This is a genomic window from Sulfuricella denitrificans skB26, from assembly GCF_000297055.2.
In the GTDB taxonomy this organism is placed as follows: Bacteria; Pseudomonadota; Gammaproteobacteria; order Burkholderiales; family Sulfuricellaceae; genus Sulfuricella; species Sulfuricella denitrificans.
Genome location: NC_022357.1, coordinates 1512500 through 1529448, shown reverse-complemented (window position 1 = coordinate 1529448; position 16949 = coordinate 1512500). Strand labels below are relative to the sequence as shown.

Annotated in this window: 12 protein-coding genes, 1 tRNA gene and 1 other RNA gene; 1 reads left to right on the top strand and 13 read right to left on the bottom strand. The window is 56.2% G+C overall.

Annotated elements, in window-relative coordinates:
- Positions 1 to 18: 18 nt before the first annotated feature.
- From recR to SCD_RS07470, 6 genes are all read right to left on the bottom strand, one after another.
- Positions 19 to 615, bottom strand: coding sequence for a recombination mediator RecR (gene recR / locus SCD_RS07490; RefSeq protein WP_009205710.1), 597 nt, complete (start codon positions 613 to 615; stop codon positions 19 to 21).
- A 1-nt stretch (position 616) separates the two neighbouring features.
- Complete coding sequence (locus SCD_RS07485; RefSeq protein WP_173391749.1) at positions 617 to 940, bottom strand: YbaB/EbfC family nucleoid-associated protein; 324 nt, start codon at positions 938 to 940, stop codon at positions 617 to 619.
- Between the two features lie 19 nt (positions 941 to 959).
- Positions 960 to 2561 (bottom strand): DNA polymerase III subunit gamma/tau, encoded by a 1602-nt coding sequence (gene dnaX / locus SCD_RS07480; RefSeq protein WP_009205712.1) that lies wholly within the window; start codon positions 2559 to 2561, stop codon positions 960 to 962.
- Positions 2562 to 2615: 54 nt separating this feature from the next.
- Positions 2616 to 2714: signal recognition particle sRNA small type (gene ffs, locus SCD_RS15975), an RNA gene on the bottom strand.
- A gap of 7 nt (positions 2715 to 2721) precedes the next feature.
- Positions 2722 to 2811 (bottom strand) — tRNA-Ser (locus tag SCD_RS07475).
- Positions 2812 to 2865: 54 nt separating this feature from the next.
- Positions 2866 to 4296, bottom strand: a complete 1431-nt coding sequence (locus SCD_RS07470) for a DEAD/DEAH box helicase (protein ID WP_009205713.1) — start codon at positions 4294 to 4296, stop codon at positions 2866 to 2868.
- A 166-nt stretch (positions 4297 to 4462) separates the two neighbouring features.
- Between SCD_RS07470 and SCD_RS07465 the strand changes: the two genes are divergently transcribed.
- Positions 4463 to 5407 carry a class I SAM-dependent methyltransferase gene (locus SCD_RS07465; RefSeq protein WP_023506882.1) on the top strand — a complete coding sequence of 315 codons (945 nt, stop codon included), beginning with the start codon at positions 4463 to 4465 and terminating at the stop codon, positions 5405 to 5407.
- 4 nt (positions 5408 to 5411) lie between these two features.
- On the opposite strand, the gene SCD_RS07460 is transcribed toward SCD_RS07465, so the two are convergent.
- The 7 genes from SCD_RS07460 to SCD_RS07430 all read right to left on the bottom strand — a co-directional run bounded on the left by SCD_RS07460 (position 5412) and on the right by SCD_RS07430 (position 16941).
- A complete protein-coding gene (locus SCD_RS07460; protein ID WP_009205715.1) occupies positions 5412 to 7346 on the bottom strand; it encodes a diguanylate cyclase in 1935 nt (644 codons plus the stop codon).
- Between the two features lie 80 nt (positions 7347 to 7426).
- Positions 7427 to 9334 (bottom strand): propionate--CoA ligase, encoded by a 1908-nt coding sequence (locus tag SCD_RS07455; protein ID WP_009205716.1) that lies wholly within the window; start codon positions 9332 to 9334, stop codon positions 7427 to 7429.
- 9 nt (positions 9335 to 9343) lie between these two features.
- Positions 9344 to 10333 (bottom strand): acrylyl-CoA reductase family protein, encoded by a 990-nt coding sequence (locus tag SCD_RS07450; RefSeq protein WP_009205717.1) that lies wholly within the window; start codon positions 10331 to 10333, stop codon positions 9344 to 9346.
- A 9-nt stretch (positions 10334 to 10342) separates the two neighbouring features.
- Positions 10343 to 11452, bottom strand: a complete 1110-nt coding sequence (gene zapE / locus SCD_RS07445) for a cell division protein ZapE (protein WP_009205718.1) — start codon at positions 11450 to 11452, stop codon at positions 10343 to 10345.
- The gene (gene lpdA / locus SCD_RS07440) at positions 11452 to 12879 is read right to left on the bottom strand and encodes a dihydrolipoyl dehydrogenase (RefSeq protein ID WP_009205719.1); all 1428 of its coding nucleotides are present in this window, start codon (positions 12877 to 12879) and stop codon (positions 11452 to 11454) included. Before lpdA ends, zapE begins: the two co-directional genes overlap by 1 nt.
- Before the next feature lie 14 nt (positions 12880 to 12893).
- Positions 12894 to 14084: a 2-oxoglutarate dehydrogenase complex dihydrolipoyllysine-residue succinyltransferase gene (gene odhB / locus SCD_RS07435; RefSeq protein ID WP_009205720.1), complete on the bottom strand. Its 1191-nt coding sequence runs from the start codon at positions 14082 to 14084 to the stop codon at positions 12894 to 12896.
- A 31-nt stretch (positions 14085 to 14115) separates the two neighbouring features.
- Positions 14116 to 16941 carry a 2-oxoglutarate dehydrogenase E1 component gene (locus tag SCD_RS07430; RefSeq protein ID WP_084607583.1) on the bottom strand — a complete coding sequence of 942 codons (2826 nt, stop codon included), beginning with the start codon at positions 16939 to 16941 and terminating at the stop codon, positions 14116 to 14118.
- Positions 16942 to 16949 lie beyond the last annotated feature (8 nt).

Here is a 16949-nt window from a genome sequence, read left to right as displayed (position 1 = left end):
CAAAACAACCACAGGTTGTCAAACTTCGCGGCGCTCCAGGATGGCTTGTGCCAGGGTGCCGCTATCCACGTGCTCAAGTTCGCCGCCGACCGGTAAGCCGCGCGCTATGCGACTGGCTTTAACACCGCGAGAGCGCAAAATTTCGCCGATATAATGTGCTGTAGCCTCTCCCTCAACGGTGAAATTGGTTGCCAGGATCACTTCATTCACCGCCCCATCGGTGGCGCGCTGGATCAAACGGTCGAGATGAATCTCTTTCGGACCGATGCCGTCGAGCGGACTGAGCCGGCCCATCAACACGAAATACAGGCCATGGTAGCTCTGGGTCTGCTCCATCATCATCAAGTCGGCGGGCGTTTCTACCACGCATAGCAGGGAGGCTTCACGCCGCTCAGATCGGCAGAGAGAGCAGATTTCTTCCTCGGTAAAACTGTTGCACCGCCGGCAGTGGCGGATGGTGTCGAGAGCATGAGTCAGCGCACCAGCCAGTTTTGTTGCGCCTTTCTGGTCGCGCTGCAATAGATGGTATGCCATCCGCTGGGCGGATTTAGGCCCGACTCCAGGCAGGCAACGCAGGGCTTCGATCAGATTTTCGAGGCTGGACGGCGCTTTCACTTTAGAATGGCAGTTTCATTCCCGGAGGAAGGCCCAGTCCAGAGGTAAAGCCGCTCATTTTTTCCTGGGTGATGGTTTCCACACGTCGCACTGCGTCATTCACCGCGGCAGCCAGCAGGTCTTCCAGCATTTCTTTGTCCTCACCCATCAAGCTGTCATCGATACTCACCCGCTTAACATCGTGGCGGCAGGTCATCACCACTTTGACCAAGCCGGCGCCAGCTTGGCCTTCAACTTCAACCGAGGCCAGTTTTTCCTGCATTTTCTGCATGTTTTCCTGCATTTGCTGAGCCTGTTTCATGATATTGCCCAATCCGCCTTTCAACATCTTGCTCTCCTGTCACTCATAGAGGTTTAACCGAGGATTCAATGACCTTTGCGTCAAAATTTTCAACCAGCGTACGCACGAACGGATCCTGCTCGATCGCCGCCACTGCCAGTGACTGTTTTTCCTGTTTCTCACGACTTTCGATCTGGGCAGGGGTGTCGCCGGTTACGCTACCCTCGGTAATGCTGAGCCTGACTGGTTCGGCAAAGTGCTCGGTCACGGCTGCCCTGAGTTTGTCCTGGTAAGGCTTATCCATCAGGTGGCGGTGTTCCTGTGGCACACATAGTTCCATCAGGCCGTTCTCAAATGATTTAAGCTCGCAGTGCTGAGCTAGCATCTTGGCCATACCGCCCAGCTTGAGTTGGTTCACAAGGCCGTGCCAGTCGCCGGAAAAAGAGGAATTGTTTTTCAGGGGAGTAATTGACTTGGCAGCGGGAGCAGGTGTTTCAGCCGGGCGCTCCTCTTCACTCACAACAGCCTTCGCAGGAGGAGTCGAGCGCGGCATTTCGCGTCGAACCGCAGGCTGGGGCGCTTCCTCCAAGGTAAAAGCTAGCATCCGCAGCAAAGTCATGCTGAAACCGGCAAATTCATCCGGCGCCAGACTCAAGTCACGTCGGCCATGCAGAGCGATCTGGTAACACAACTGCACCTCATCAGCACCGAAAAGCTGCGCCAATTCAAGCAGTTTCGCCCGTTCCGGCAGGTCCTCGCCGAGTGCTTCCGGAATGGTCTGCGCCAGGGCAACCTTGTGCAGCAGCGCGCCCAAGTCCTGCAAAGCAGCTTCGAACGACAGACTGCGTTCTTCCATCCGTTCGGCCGCAGCAATCAGTGACGGACCGTCCTTGGCAGCCAAGGCACCGAGAATTTCAAACAGATAGGTCTGGTCGATAGAACCCAGCATATCGCGTACCTGAGTCTCCCCCACCATGCCACCGCTGTAGGCGATGGCTTGATCGAGAAGAGACAGTGCGTCGCGCATACTGCCCTGAGCGGCGCGTGCCAGAAGTTGCAACGCAGGCAGCTCGAAGGAGATGTTTTCCTTCGTCATGACGCTTTGCAAATGGCCGACAATCAACAGGGGAGGCATTTGCTTGAGATTGAATTGCAGGCAGCGTGACAGCACCGTGACAGGAATTTTCTGCGGATCGGTGGTGGCGAGTATGAACTTAACATGTTCAGGCGGTTCTTCCAGCGTTTTCAGCATGGAATTGAAGGCTGCCTTGGAGAGCATGTGTACTTCGTCGATCAAATAAACTTTGAACCGGCCGGCAGTTGGCGCGTACTGGGCGTTGTCCAATATCTCGCGCATATTGTCGATACCGGTGTTGGAAGCTGCGTCCAGTTCAAGCAGATCGACAAACCGCCCGCTGTCTATTTCGCGGCAAGCAGAACATAGTCCACACGGTGAAGAGGTCATACCGGTTTCGCAGTTGAGCGCCTTAGCCAATATCCTTGCCAACGTGGTTTTGCCAACACCTCGGGTGCCCGTAAGCAGATAGGCATGGTGCAGACGTTGCTGATCCAGGGCATTAGACAGCGCCTTGACAACGTGCTCTTGGCCCACCAGCTCAGTGAAAGTTTTGGGGCGCCATTTCCGCGCCAGGACTTGGTAACTCATGGGGGAAATTGTAACAGATTAAGACCCACCAGGCAGAGCGCCAAGCAGTTTAGGGGTGGCGAGCCCAACCCCCGGCACTTGCAATAAATAGCTGTGGCTGCTTCCTTCCGGATCTGACCAGGTTCACTACCTTGCAATGCGGGGAGGCCCGCCATAAATCTGGCGGAGAGGGCGGGATTCGAACCCGCGTTAGGCATTAACCTAAACACGCTTTCCAGGCGTGCGACTTAAACCACTCATCCACCTCTCCGAAGAGCCGGGAAGGATAAACTAGAACCGGGCTCGAATCAACATCTGAAGGAAATTAGTTTCCTTCAGATGTTGGAGTTGCCGGCCGCATCAGCAGTGCCGGAATCGGTTTCTTCGCGGTCTGGCGCGATTTAGCGTGAGATGTGGACGCGGGCTGAACCGCTTCTTGCTTGATAGGTGGCGTAACATAGGGCGCATCCAGCGGATTGACAGGGGAGCGGGGGGGCGCACCTCTACTCTCCCTGACGTCCCGCCCTTCCCTGTTGCGGGAATGTTCCGCAGGCCGTGGCTCACGCCGGGGCCTGTCTGCGAATCCTGCTCGGGCTGCAATCTGGGCGGCCGCACCAGGCTCGAAGCCGGGCACGGTTATTCTGGGCAATTCACGCTTCAACATGGACTCGATTTCCGCCAGCATCCTCAGCTCGTCCGCACACACCAGCGAAATTGCTTCACCGCTACTGCCTGCACGCCCGGTCCGTCCGATGCGATGGACATAATCTTCCGGCGCGTTAGGCAAGTCGAAATTCACCACATGGGGAAGCTGGTCGATATCCAGGCCACGAGCGGCGACATCGGTCGCAACGAGCACCCGAACCGTGCCATCCTTGAACTCCGCCAGCGCCTGGGTGCGTTGCTGCTGGCTCTTGTCACCGTGAATCGCGGTGGCGCTGATGCCGTCCTTCTCCAGTTGTTGGGCCAGACGACTGGCGCCGTGCTTGGTTCGGCTGAACACCAGAACTTGCTGCAGATTTTCAGACTTGATCAGGTGCGCCAGCAGTTCGCGCTTGCGCTCGTGGTCGACCGGATAGATCACCTGGGTGACATTCTCGGAAGCGGCATTGCGGCGCGCCACCTCGATCAGCACCGGGTCTGTGAGCAATTGATCAGAAAGTTTCTTGATTTCGCCGGCGAAGGTAGCGGAAAACAGCAGGTTTTGCCGCTTCGCGGGCAATAGCGCGATGATGCGCTTGATATCGGGGAGAAAACCCATGTCCAGCATGCGGTCTGCCTCGTCCAGCACCAGTATTTCCACCTTGGACAGATTGACGGTTTTTTGCTCGACGTGGTCAAGCAATCGCCCGGGCGTTGCCACCAGAATTTCCACTCCGCCTTTCAGTGCAGCGATCTGTTCTTTAATGTTGACTCCGCCAAATACCACGGTGGATTTTAATGGTAGGTATTTGCCATAAGTCTGTACGCTTTCTTCTACCTGCGCAGCCAATTCACGCGTAGGCGTGAGGATCAGTGCGCGTACAGGGTGTTTGGCTGGCGAAGTACTGGTATTGGCATGGATGCTCAACAACTGCAGCAAAGGCAGCGTAAAACCGGCCGTTTTACCGGTACCGGTCTGTGCGCCACCCATAAGGTCGCGCCCTTCAAGGACGACCGGAATGGCTTGCGCCTGGATCGGCGTGGGCTCGGTATAACCTTGATCGGTAACCGCGCGCAGCAATTCGGCTGAAAGGCCGAGATTTTCAAACGACATGTATTGCATCTCCTAAACGTCGGCCCACAATTATTTGGCCGGTCCAGGCAGATCGTGACAAAGTTAAAACTTGGGGTGGGGTATACTACGCGGGCTTGTGCGGCAGACCGGATTGCACGACAAATCCTTGCCGAATGATTATACGCCAGCCAAATCAATTTACCAAGTGACTGATATATCGATTTTTTTCAACCGATTGCAGAAAAACTTCCGGCACTGGTCGAAGTGGGCAAATCGGCGCGGCGTCAGCTGCTACCGTGTCTACGACCGCGACGTGCCGGAGTTTCCGGTTGCTCTGGATCTGTACGAGCAAAAGGCGCACCTGCAAGAATTCGACACAGGCTGGCAAATCAGCGAGGAAGAGCATGAACGCTGGGTGGAAAGCGTGCGCACCGCGGCGAGCGAAGTACTGGCCCTGCCTCTTTCCTCTATTTACTTCAAGCAAAGGCGGCGTCAGCGCGGCCTGCTGCAGTACGAAAAAACCGGCGCCCGGGGCGAAGATTTTATCGTGCATGAAGGCGGCCACCGATTTATCGTCAACCTGGAAGAGTATCTCGACACCGGCCTGTTCCTCGACCACCGCAATACCCGGCGCATGGTTCAGGAGAAAGCCGCCGGCAGACGCTTTCTCAATCTGTTCGCTTATACCGGCAGTTTCACAGTCTACGCTGCAGTGGGTGGCGCCATCCGCTCCACCACCGTTGATCTGTCCAATACTTATCAGGATTGGACGCGTCGCAACTTCGAGCTGAACGACATGAATCTGGAGCAGCATGAATTGGTGCGCGCCGATGTATTCGGTTTTCTGGATGATGAAGTAAGGCGTGGTGAACATTACGACCTGATCGTCATGGATCCCCCCACTTTCTCGAATTCCAAAAAAATGAGCGGTGTGCTAGATGTGCAGCGCGACCACGCCCGACTGATCAACCAGTGCCTGAAGCTTTTGCCGGAAAGCGGCGAACTGTTCTTCTCAACCAACCTGCGTAGTTTCCAACTCGACGAGGCAACGCTGGCAACGAAAAACATCAGGGAAATTTCCAATCAGACCGTCCCGGAAGATTTCCGCAACAAGAAAATACATCGCTGCTGGCTGATCAGAAAGCGCTAAAACCTCACCGAGAGGTTACTGACGTGCAGGCCACAACTTTGTTCCTGCCATTGAGTTTGGCCTGATACAACGCATCGTCGGCAGCTTTGATCAGGGCGCTAAAATGCGGCATGGTCGGGTTGTATTGGGCGACGCCGATGCTGACATTTATTTTTACACGGTCTGCTCCAGCATTAATCAAACTGTCTTCAAATGTCCTGCGGATCAGCTCGGCATACTGCGCACCCTCTTTCAGCTGGGTATCCGGGCAAATCACCATGAATTCCTCGCCACCTATGCGGGAAACGATATCCTGCGTACGCGCGGCATTTTTCAAAATCTTGGCGGCTTGCTTCAGTGCGACATCGCCAGTGTCGTGACCGTAAGTATCGTTAATCTGCTTGAAGCGATCCAAATCGATCAGCATGCAGGTCAAGGGGCGGGCGCTGTTTTTGGCCGCCTCCCACTCCTGCTCCAGACTATCCATGCCATAACGCCGATTGGGCAGCAAAGTCAGAGGGTCCGTCAGAGCCAGACGTTGCAGGCGACGATTGGTGACGGCCAGTTCCGAAGCGATCCGGCGTACCTCTTCCCGTTCCCGGCTGATCTCCTCTTTGAGCTGAGTCAACCTTTGACCGGCACGCAAGCGTGCCATCAGCACTTTTACACTGAAAGGCTTGACCAGGTAATCATCCACCCCGGCCTCGAATGCCTCGACCAGCCGGTCTTCATCGGCCAGAGCCGTCAGAATGATGAAGTAAAGTTCTCGACCACCCCGGGTCGTGCGCAAGGATTTGCAGAAGGCGATACCATCCATGTTCGGCATTACCCAGTCGCTGATAACGAGCTGAGGATTGTATTCGATCACCTTCTCCAGCCCCTCCTGCCCATCAGCAGCAGAGAACACTGTATGCCCATGACTGGCCAGAAGCTTTTGCAGATAATTTGAAACGGCCTTGTCGTCGTCCACAATCAGGATGCGCAGCGGAAGTTCCGCTTGATCGGTTTTTCCTGATGCTTCGCTGCCGGCAACCTCGACCAGGGGTGGCAAGGAGGCCGCCATTTCGGCAAAGGACGGCAGTTCCTGGGTTGGTACGTCGAGAATCTTACCCCACTGCTGCCACTCGCTGACGACATGGTCGCTCAGCGTCATCAGCGCTTCAGCATCGATGCCGAGGCGAGCGCCAAGCACGTACAAACCCGGCAGCAACGCGCGGCGCGAACCTTCGTCCGCTATACAGAGGTTTGCCAGGCTGCGGGACAAGGATAACGAATGCACCAGCGTATAGGCCCGTGAGCCCGCCTGAAAATCCCCTTTTTCCGGATTCTCATGATGATAGATCGTTTCAATGAGAATGAGGGGGAACCCCCATTCCTTGAGCAGAGCGGCAGCCAACTCATTATGATCGGTGTCAAATTGTTCCTGCTCCAGACGGTTCAATTCATCGGGAGGTGCGCCTGCTGCGGTGCTGAGAACTGTTGCATACTTGTCGGGAAACAGGGTGGCCAGCGTTAGCCTTCCAATCCCGCTCAGCAAACCACAGGTAAATGTTTCCTCGCTCGATGTTTTGGCCTGTGCGCTCAGCGCTTGGTTGGCGATGGCTGTAGCCAGTGAGCACGACCAGAATTGCTGGTAATTGAAAGCATTGCATTTGCCATTGCGATGATCGGATAAAACCGAAAATCCCAGCACCAGTTGGCGCACCATAGGCAGGCCGATCATCATCACCGCTTCGGAAACCGAAGCGATGGGGCGGCGCGTATTGAAATGAAGCGAATTGGCGAATTTGATCAAGCGCCCGGAAAGGGCTGGGTCGGTTTGAACAACATGCGCAATACTCTGGATTGTAACGTCTTCCTGCTGCATCAAATTGAGCAAGGCAAGTGCCACGCCCTTCGGTGAGGGCAACTGTCCCGTTGCCTTCAGTTCTTTGAAGCGGCTCTGGTTGATAGCTTCCATTACAGACCTGTGATTTTTATATTGATTGAGTATAGGTTACGGAATAGCTCCTGATAATACAAATCGTGAGCTCCAAATAGTCACTCTTTTCGCCATTGTGCAATGACATTCCGAACCAGTTCAAGAGAAGCCGGATCATCCAGCGTGGTCAAATCTCCGGGTTCACGCCCTTCCGCCAGCGCCTGCATACTGCGGCGCAGGAGCTTGCCGGAGCGGGTTTTCGGCAACGCAGAAACGAAATGCACCTTGGCGGGACGTGCGATGGCGCCTAGCTCCTTGTCTACGGTCGCCATCACTTCCTTTTCCATCTGGGCAGCACTTTCCGGAGTTGAAGTGCGGCTCGCATCCTTGGCCACAGCGAAGGCCATGACTGCCTGCCCCTTCAACTCGTCGTGAATGCCAACCACTGCCACTTCGGCGATGTTGGGATGGGCCTGAATGGCCTCTTCGATCTCGCGCGTGCCCAGGCGATGTCCGGCGACATTGATAACATCGTCGGTGCGGCCAAGAATGAAATAGTAGCCATCCTCGTCACGGGTTGCCCAATCGAAGGTGGAGTAGACCATTTCGGTCTCGAAAGTCGAGAAGTAGGTGTTAACGAAGCGCGTGTCGTCACCCCATACCGTGGACAAACAACCCGGTGGCAGCGGAGGCACCGCTACCAGTACGCCCTTCTCGTTGACGCCAACCTCCTGACCAGTACTCTCGTGCAGCAGTTTCAGGTTAAAACCGTACACCTGGAAACTTGGCGAGCCGAACTTGCGCGGCGTATCTTCTATGCCCGGCACGCTGGACAGGATCGGCCAACCGGTCTCGGTCTGCCAGTAGTTGTCGATAATATTAACCTTGAGCGCATCGGCAATCCAGCGCGCGGTCGGTTCGTCCAGTGGCTCGCCGGCAAGATACAGATTGCGCAGCGAAGAGACGTCATGCTTATGCAGGAATTCAGGCGGCTGCTTTTTCAGCACGCGAATCGCGGTGGGCGATGAAAACATGACGCTGACCTTGTTCTCCTCTACGATCTTCCACCAGATTGCCGGATCGGGCCGGATCGGCAGACCCTCATACAGGATAGTCGTCATACCGTTGATCAGCGGACCGTAGACAATGTAGGAATGGCCCACAACCCAACCGATGTCGCTGGTGGTAAACATGGTTTCGCCCGGCTGCCCTGCGTAGATGTGGCGCATGGAAGCCGCCAGCGACACCGCGTGGCCACCAGTGTCGCGCTGTACGCCCTTGGGTTTGCCGGTGGTGCCGGACGTGTACAAAATATAACTGGGCTCGGAAGACTCCAGCCACACCGGATCGACCCGATCATCCCTATGCTGTTCGCGCAGGCTGGCATAATCCAGATCGCGCTCGGTGGTAATCGCCATTTCCTTGTCGAGACCCCGGTTGACGATCAACACCTTCTGCGGCGGGTGGCTGGACAGCCGCAGCGCTTCGTCCACCAGGTGCTTGTAGGGAATGATCTTGCCTCCGCGCATTCCGGCGTCGGCGGTGATCAGCAACCGGGGTTGGGCATCGTCGATGCGGGTCGCCAGACTGGCCGAAGCGAAGCCGCCGAACACCACGGAATGGATGGCGCCCAGCCGCGCACAGGCGAGCATGGCAAACACCGCTTCCGGGATCATCGGCATGTAGATAATGACACGATCCCCCTTCTCCACGCCCTGCGCGCGTAACACAGCGGCAAAACGGCTGGTCTCGGCATGCAGCTCGCGGTAGGTGTAAGACTGCTGCTGGCCGGTTTCGGTGGAGATGTAAACCAGTGCATTCTGCTCTGGACGGTCTTTCAGATGGCGATCCACGGCGTTATGGCACAGGTTGGTGAGGCCGCCGACAAACCATCGGGTAAATGGGGGCCGGCTGTAGTCCAGCACCTGGTCAAACGGCCTGTGCCAGTCGATCAGCTTGGCCTGCTCGGCCCAGAATTCATCAGGCTGGTCAATCGATTTCCGGTAAAAGTCCTGGTACTTGCCCATTTTTTCCCCTCATGCCTGAATTTCAACCACCACTCTGCCCTTTACCGCCCCCTTCAACAACGCGTCGAAAGTTTCTGGCAATTGTTCGAAATGGATGGTGCGCGTCATTTCCTTGAGATGACGTGGCCGCATGTCGCTCGCCAGTCGCTCCCAGACGCTGCGCCGCAACGCCATCGGGCACTGCACCGAATCGATGCCGAGCAAACTGATGCCGCGGAGGATGAACGGCATCACCGTGGTGTGCAGTTCGATCCCTGCCGCCAGGCCGCAACTCGCAATCGTTCCATCCTGTTTCATAGTGCGGGTAAGCCAGGCCAGCATCTCGCCCCCAACCGGATCAACCGCACCAGCCCAGATAGTCTTTTCCAAAGGTTTTTTGCCCATTTCCAGAGTATGGCGTGACAGTACCTGGGACGCACCCAGATGGCGCATATATTCGTGTTGATCGTCTTTGCCGCTGATTGCGGTCACTTCGTACCCCAGTCCGGCAAGCAAATCCACGGCCACGCTACCCACTCCGCCCGAAGCACCGACCACCACCACAGGGCCGTTGGCTGGCTTGAGGCCATTCTGCTCCATGCGCATGATCGCCAGCGCAGCGGTAAATCCCGCCGTGCCGATCGCCATCGCATCGGCAGAGCTCATTTCCAGAGGAAGAGGCACAACCCAGTCGGCAGGCACGCGGGAATATTCCGCATAGCCACCGTCATGCTCCACCCCCATGCCATACCCGGTGACCAGTACGGCTTCGCCTTCCCAGAAACGCGTATCGCCGGAGGTGACGACCACTCCCGCCACGTCAACCCCTCCTATGACCGGAAAACGACGGACAACTCTGCCCGTACCGGTGGCGGCAAGGGCATCCTTGTAATTGACGCTGGAGTGGCTGTTCCGGATCAGCACCTCGCCCGGATCGAGATCATCAATTCCGAGCTCGACCAACCGGGCCGATACCTGACCCTCCTTTTCGAAAATTCGGTAAGCGTTAAATCGATGCATATTCCTCCCTCAAGGCAAATGCGGTTGAGCCAGGTACTGATGCGTCTGCATTTCCGTTAACCGGCTGACAGTACGATTGAATTCTTCTGCATGCGGACCGCCCTGATACAGTTCCTGCGGCGGCACCTCTGCCGACACGATCAACTTCACCCGCCGGTCGTAGAATTCATCAACCAGCCAGGTAAAGCGCCGTGCTTCAGCCGCCTGCTCAGGCGTCATTTTCGGAATCCCGGAAATCAGCACGGTATGGAAGCGCCGGGCAATTTCAATATAGTCCGCCTGACCTCGCGGAGCACCGCAAATACTCAGAAACTCGAACCAAACCACGCCGGGCGCTGTGCGTGTTGCTATGATCTGGCGACCCTCTATCTCCAGGGAAATATGGCTAGCCCATTCACCGCCGGCAAGACTGGAAAAAGCAGCAGCCAGATTGGCTTCAGCTGCCTCATCGAGGGGGAGATGATAGGCCTTGACCCTTTCCAGCATACGTAGCCGGTAGTCGACGCCGGCGTCGATTTCAACAACATCCAGCCGTTCCCTGAGAAGGGCGATGGCGGGCAGAAATCGACTGCGCTGCAGACCGTGCATGTAAAGTTCATCCGGTTTATGATTCGAAGTGGCGACCAGTACCACTCCTTGCTGCAGTAGTTCGCGCAGCAACCGCCCCAGCAGCATGGCATCGGCGATATCGCTAACGTGGAATTCATCGAAACAGATCAGACGCGCCTGCTGTGAAATGCGCTGCGCCACGATCACCAGCGGGTCGGCGTGATGCTTGATGGTGTCGAGCTCGGCATGAACATCCTGCATGAAGCGGTGAAAATGCACCCGCTTCTTCTGCTCAAGTGGCACACTGGAGAAAAAAACATCCATCAGGAAGCTTTTCCCGCGACCGACCCCGCCCCACAAGTACAGTCCGCGTACATGATGCTGTTTTCCGCCGAACAATTTATGCAGAAACCGGTTCTTGTGCGCTTCGCTTTCAAGCAAGGAATCGTAAAGACGCTGCAGACGGTTCACCGCGTGCTGTTGCGCCTCATCCAGCACTATACTGAGTTGACTGGCCCGCAGGTGGACGCATTCCACCAGATTCATGTTCAATACATCGTCAGCAAACATTAAATATGGATCGATCGCTTGGTTACGCCCAGTGCCGCCTCATGCAAGGATTCCGAAAGCGAGGGATGGGCATGCACAATGCGAGCGAGGTCTTCACTGCTCGACGCGAACTCCATAGCCACCACCGCTTCCTGGATCAATTCAGAGGCACACGGGCCGATAATATGGACACCGAGGATGCGATCTGTTTTTGCATCGGCCAGCACTTTGACCAGGCCCGTCGTTTCCTGCAAGGTATGGGCGCGGCCATTGGCGCTGAAAGGAAAGATTCCCTTGCTGTATTCCACTCCAGCAATCTTCAGCGCTTGCTCGGTCTGCCCTACCCAGGCGATTTCCGGTGAGGTATAGATCACCCACGGGATAGTTTCGTAATTGACATGCCCGGCCTGTCCAGCGATCAACTCGGCCACTGCAACCCCTTCCTCCGAACCCTTGTGTGCCAGCATGGGCCCGCGCACCACATCACCAATAGCGTAAATATTCGACAGGTTGGTGCGGCAATGCTCGTCCACATCGATGTATCCATGTTCATCGAACTTGAGTCCAACCTTGTCGGTATCCAGGCCGGCAGCATTGGGAGCACGCCCGATCGCCACAATCAGCTTGTCGAACAACAGCTTCTGGACACCTTCCTTGTTTTCGAATTCAACAGCGACGTTTTTTCTGCTCACCTTGATCGCGGAGAGCTTGACGCCACGATGGATCGCCAGTCCTTGGCGCGTAAAGATGCGCAACGCCTCGGCTGCGAGTTGGTCATCCACGCTAGGCAGGAAGGTATCGTTTGGCTGGAAAAGGGTGACGTTCGAACCCAGCCGGCGCCATACGCTGCCCAGTTCCAGACCGATGACGCCGGCACCGACGATGCCAAGCCTTTTCGGCACTTCCTTGAAGTCGAGCGCACCGACATTGTCCACCACCCGCTTGTTGTCCACTGGCACCTGTGGCAGCTGGCGCGGAGTAGAACCGGTAGCGATGATCACATGCCTGGCCTCAACCGATTCCACCTTTCCGTCATGCTGCACAACTTCGAGCTTCCATGGTGCGCCTCCGCCAGTAAAACTGGCTTTGCCATGGATGATGGCCACCTTGTTCTTCCTGAGTAGCACCGAAATGCCGTCGGTCAGGGTGTGCACGATCTTTTTCTTGCGCGCCAGCATGGTGCCGACATCCAGTTTCAGACCCTCGACCGTGATGCCGTGCGCGGGAAAGTTGTTCTGGATACGCTCGTAGTTCTCCGAGGATTCGAGCAGCACTTTGGAGGGAATACAGCCAACATTGAGACAGGTTCCGCCCAGGCTAGCCTTGCCATCCTCATTTTTCCAATCGTCGATGCACACTGTATTCAGCCCGAGCTGAGCGCAGCGGATAGCCGAAACATAGCCCGCCGGGCCAGCACCGATTACCGCCACATCATAGGTTACGGACATGATTTCCCTTTCTCCTAAATCTGCAGCAGCATGCGCGCCGGATCCTCCAGCGCTTCTTTGATTGCCACCAGCGACAGCACCGCCTCACGACCATCGATGACGCGATGATCGTAGGATAATGCCAGATACATCATCGGCCGGATGACGATCTGGCCGTTTTCCGCCACGGGGCGATCAGTGGTCTTGTGCATGCCAAGGATGGCTGACTGAGGAGGATTCAGGATGGGGGTCGACATCATCGAACCGAAAACACCGCCGTTGGAGATAGTGAAGGTGCCGCCGGTAAGCTCCTCGATGGTCAGCTTGCCGTCTTTGGCGCGGACTCCGAAATCGGCGATTTTCTTCTCGATCTCGGCGATGGAAAGCTGGTCGGCGTCGCGCAGGATCGGCACCACCAGGCCCCGTGGGCTGCCTACCGCGATACCGATGTCGTAGTAACCGTGGTAGACAATGTCGTCGCCGTCGATAGAGGCGTTGACGATCGGGTATTTCTTCAGCGCCGCAATTACTGCCTTGACGAAGAAGGACATGAAGCCCAACTTGACGCCGTGCTCTTTCTCGAATTTTTCCTTGTAACGGTTGCGCAGTTCCATCACTGGCTGCATGTTGGCTTCGTTGAAGGTGGTGAGTATGGCAGCAGTTTGCTGGGCCTCAACCAGGCGCTCGGCGATGCGTGCGCGCAGCCGAGTCATCGGCACGCGCTGCTCAGGACGTGAGCCAGCAGGTATTGCAGTCGCCACAGATGGGATATTCGCTGGCTCAGCATGAGTCACTGGGTTAACCGATTTTTCGAGGTGGGCCAGCACGTCTTCCTTCGTGATGCGTTCGCCTTGGCCGCTACCTCTGATTTCCACCGGATTGAGATGATGCTCGGTCACCAGCTTGCGTACTGCCGGGCTGAGCGAGAGTGCTGAGTTCGGTGTTTTCTCTGGACTCAGGACTGCTGTTAACTCAGGACTGGTATTGGCTTCGGTATCTATCACGGCGATCACCTCATTACCGGTCACGGATAGTCCATCGCCCTTGATGATTTTTGCCAAAATGCCGGACTGAGGCGCGGGCAGTTCCAGCACCACCTTGTCGGTTTCAACGTCGATCAAGATCTCGTCGCGCACTACGGAATCACCCACTTTTTTGTGCCATGAAAGCAGGGTGGCCTCGGAGATGGATTCAGATAAAACCGGTATTTTAACTTCAACTAGCATCTTAACTATCTCCGATAACTTAATGAATTAATTATTGTTGAAATTTGTTTAGTGCTGCGTCTATCAAGGCTTGTTGTTGCTCTTGATGCTTTGCGGCATAACCCACTGCAGGCGATGCTGACGCGGGGCGTCCGGCATAGAAAAGCGGCTGATTGGCCAACAAACATTCGCGTACATGATGCTGGGTCTGATACCAGGCGCCCTGGTTCATCGGTTCTTCTTGCGCCCACACCAGTTCCTTGACCTTCTTGTAGCGTTGCAACTCGGCCGTGAATTGCACTGCAGGGAAAGGATAAAGCTGCTCGATACGGATGATGGCGATGTGATTGAAATTGCGCTCGCGTCGTGCCGCCAGCAAATCGTAGTAGACCTTGCCACTACACGCCACAATGCGAGTGACCCGGCCTGGATCCGTGGCATCCACTTCGCCGATAACCGGATGAAATTTCCCTTTTGCCAGATCTTCCAGCGACGACATTGCATCCTTGTGGCGCAGCAAACTCTTCGGGGTCATCACGATCAATGGTTTTCGATAGGGGCGCACCATCTGGCGGCGCAGCAAATGGAATATTTGTGCTGCCGTAGTGGGCATGCATACCTGGATGTTGTCTTCGGCACACAATTGCAGGTAGCGTTCCGGTCGCGCCGACGAGTGTTCAGGACCCTGCCCCTCGAAGCCGTGCGGCAGCAGCATCACCAAGCCACACAACCTGCCCCATTTGGCCTCGCCGGCACTGATGAACTGGTCGATCACCACTTGGGCGCCATTGGCAAAATCACCGAACTGCGCCTCCCAGATCACCAGTTCGTTCGGCTCGGCCGACGCATAGCCATACTCGAAACCGAGCACCGCCTCTTCCGACAGCACTGAATCGATAGCCAGAAAACGGGGTTGATTTTCAGCGATGTTCTGCAAAGGCAAATAGGCACCGTCATCCCATTTTTCGCGGTTCTGATCGTGCAAAACCGCATGTCGATGGAAGAAGGTGCCTCGCCCGCTATCTTGCCCGGATAAGCGAACCGCAAAACCGTTTTCCAGCAGGGTAGCGTAGGCCAGATTTTCAGCCATACCCCAATCCAGCGGTAACTTGCCCTCCCCCATCAGGCGGCGATCGGCAATGATTTTTTCAACCCTGGGGTGCAGCTTGAAATCTGGGGGTGTGGTTGTCAGCAAACCCGACAGGCGCCGCAGGTCGGCTTTCGGCACACTGGTGTTGGCTGGATCGGTCCATTTGCCTTTTTTGAAGGGCGCCCAGTCAGTCGCAAATGACTGCTTGAAATTGGTCAACACGCTTCTGTTCACGGAAACGCCGGCATCAAGATCCCGGCGGTAGGCAGCGATCATTTCCTCGGGATCGTGCGGTGAAATTACGTTTTCAGCGATCAGCCTGTCGGCATAGAGCTGGCGAGTGGTGGGATGCTGTGCGATAGCCTTGTACATTAACGGCTGGGTCACCATCGGCTCATCCTGCTCGTTGTGCCCAAGCCGCCGATAGCACACTAGGTCGATGACCACATCCTTGTGGAAGTTCATGCGAAAATCGAGTGCGATTTCGGTGACCAGCAGAACTGCCTCGGGATCGTCTCCATTGACGTGAAAAATCGGTGCGCCCACCATCTTCGCCACGTCGGTGCAATACAGCGTGGAACGGGTGTCGCGCGGGTCGGAAGTGGTGAAGCCAATCTGATTGTTGATGACGATATGCACCGTGCCACCGGTGCCGAAGCCTCGCGTTTTGGACAGATTCAGGGTTTCCATCACCACGCCCTGGCCGGCAAAGGCGGCATCGCCGTGGATCAGCACCGGCACCACCTGGTCACCCACCATGTCATAGCGGCGCTGCTGGCGTGCGCGCACCGAGCCTTCCACCACCGGGTTGACGATTTCCAGATGCGAGGGATTGAACGCAAGCGTAAGGTGCATCGACCCGCCTGGAGTAGCGACGTCGGTGGAGAAACCCTGGTGATACTTGACGTCTCCGGAAGGCAGGCGAATATGTGCGGTATGTTTGCCTTCGAATTCCAGGAACAGGTCACCCGGCAACTTGCCGATGGTGTTCACCAGCACGTTGAGACGGCCGCGGTGCGCCATGCCGATCACCATCTCCTGCACGCCCTGACTGCCGGCACGCTGAATCAGGTGATTTAGCAAAGGGATCAGGCTGTCGCTGCCTTCCAGTGAAAATCGCTTCTGTCCGACATAGCGGGTGTGCAGGTATTTTTCCAGCGTTTCCGCTGCGGTGAGCTGCTCCAGAATGCGTCGCTTGCTCTCAGGAGAAAACTGCGGTTGCGCACGGTTGGGTTCGATCCGGTCCTGGATCCAGCGCTTTTGCATGGTATCCGAAAGGTACATGTATTCGGAACCGATATTGCCGCAGTAGGTTTCCCTGAGTATCCGCAATATATCGTGCAGGGTCGAAGAATCCGGGGCCAGAAAAGATCCTGTTTTGAATTCATGGGACAAATCGGCATCGTTCAGTCCGTAAAACTCAGGCAGCAGTTCGGGCACGTCAGGCAACTCGCGGCGCTTGAGCGGGTCGACGTTCGCCCGCATCATGCCGCGGAAGCGATAAGCATTGATTAGTTGAAGGACGGCAATCTGTTTGTTGACCAGGGCATCGACATCTGCGCCCTGCACCGGAACACAGGGATGCCTGGCACGTTCAGCGAACGACTGCACCACCGGGGCGTGGGGAACATCCGTTGCAACCGCCCCAGGCATTTTCTGCAGGCGGTCAAAATACGCCCGCCATTCCTCGCTAACCTGTGCAGGATTGCCCAGGTAAAGCTCGTACTGCTCCTCGATGAACGGTGCATTGCCGCCATAAAGAGCCGAGTTGTCCTGCATCTCCTTCATTACGCCCA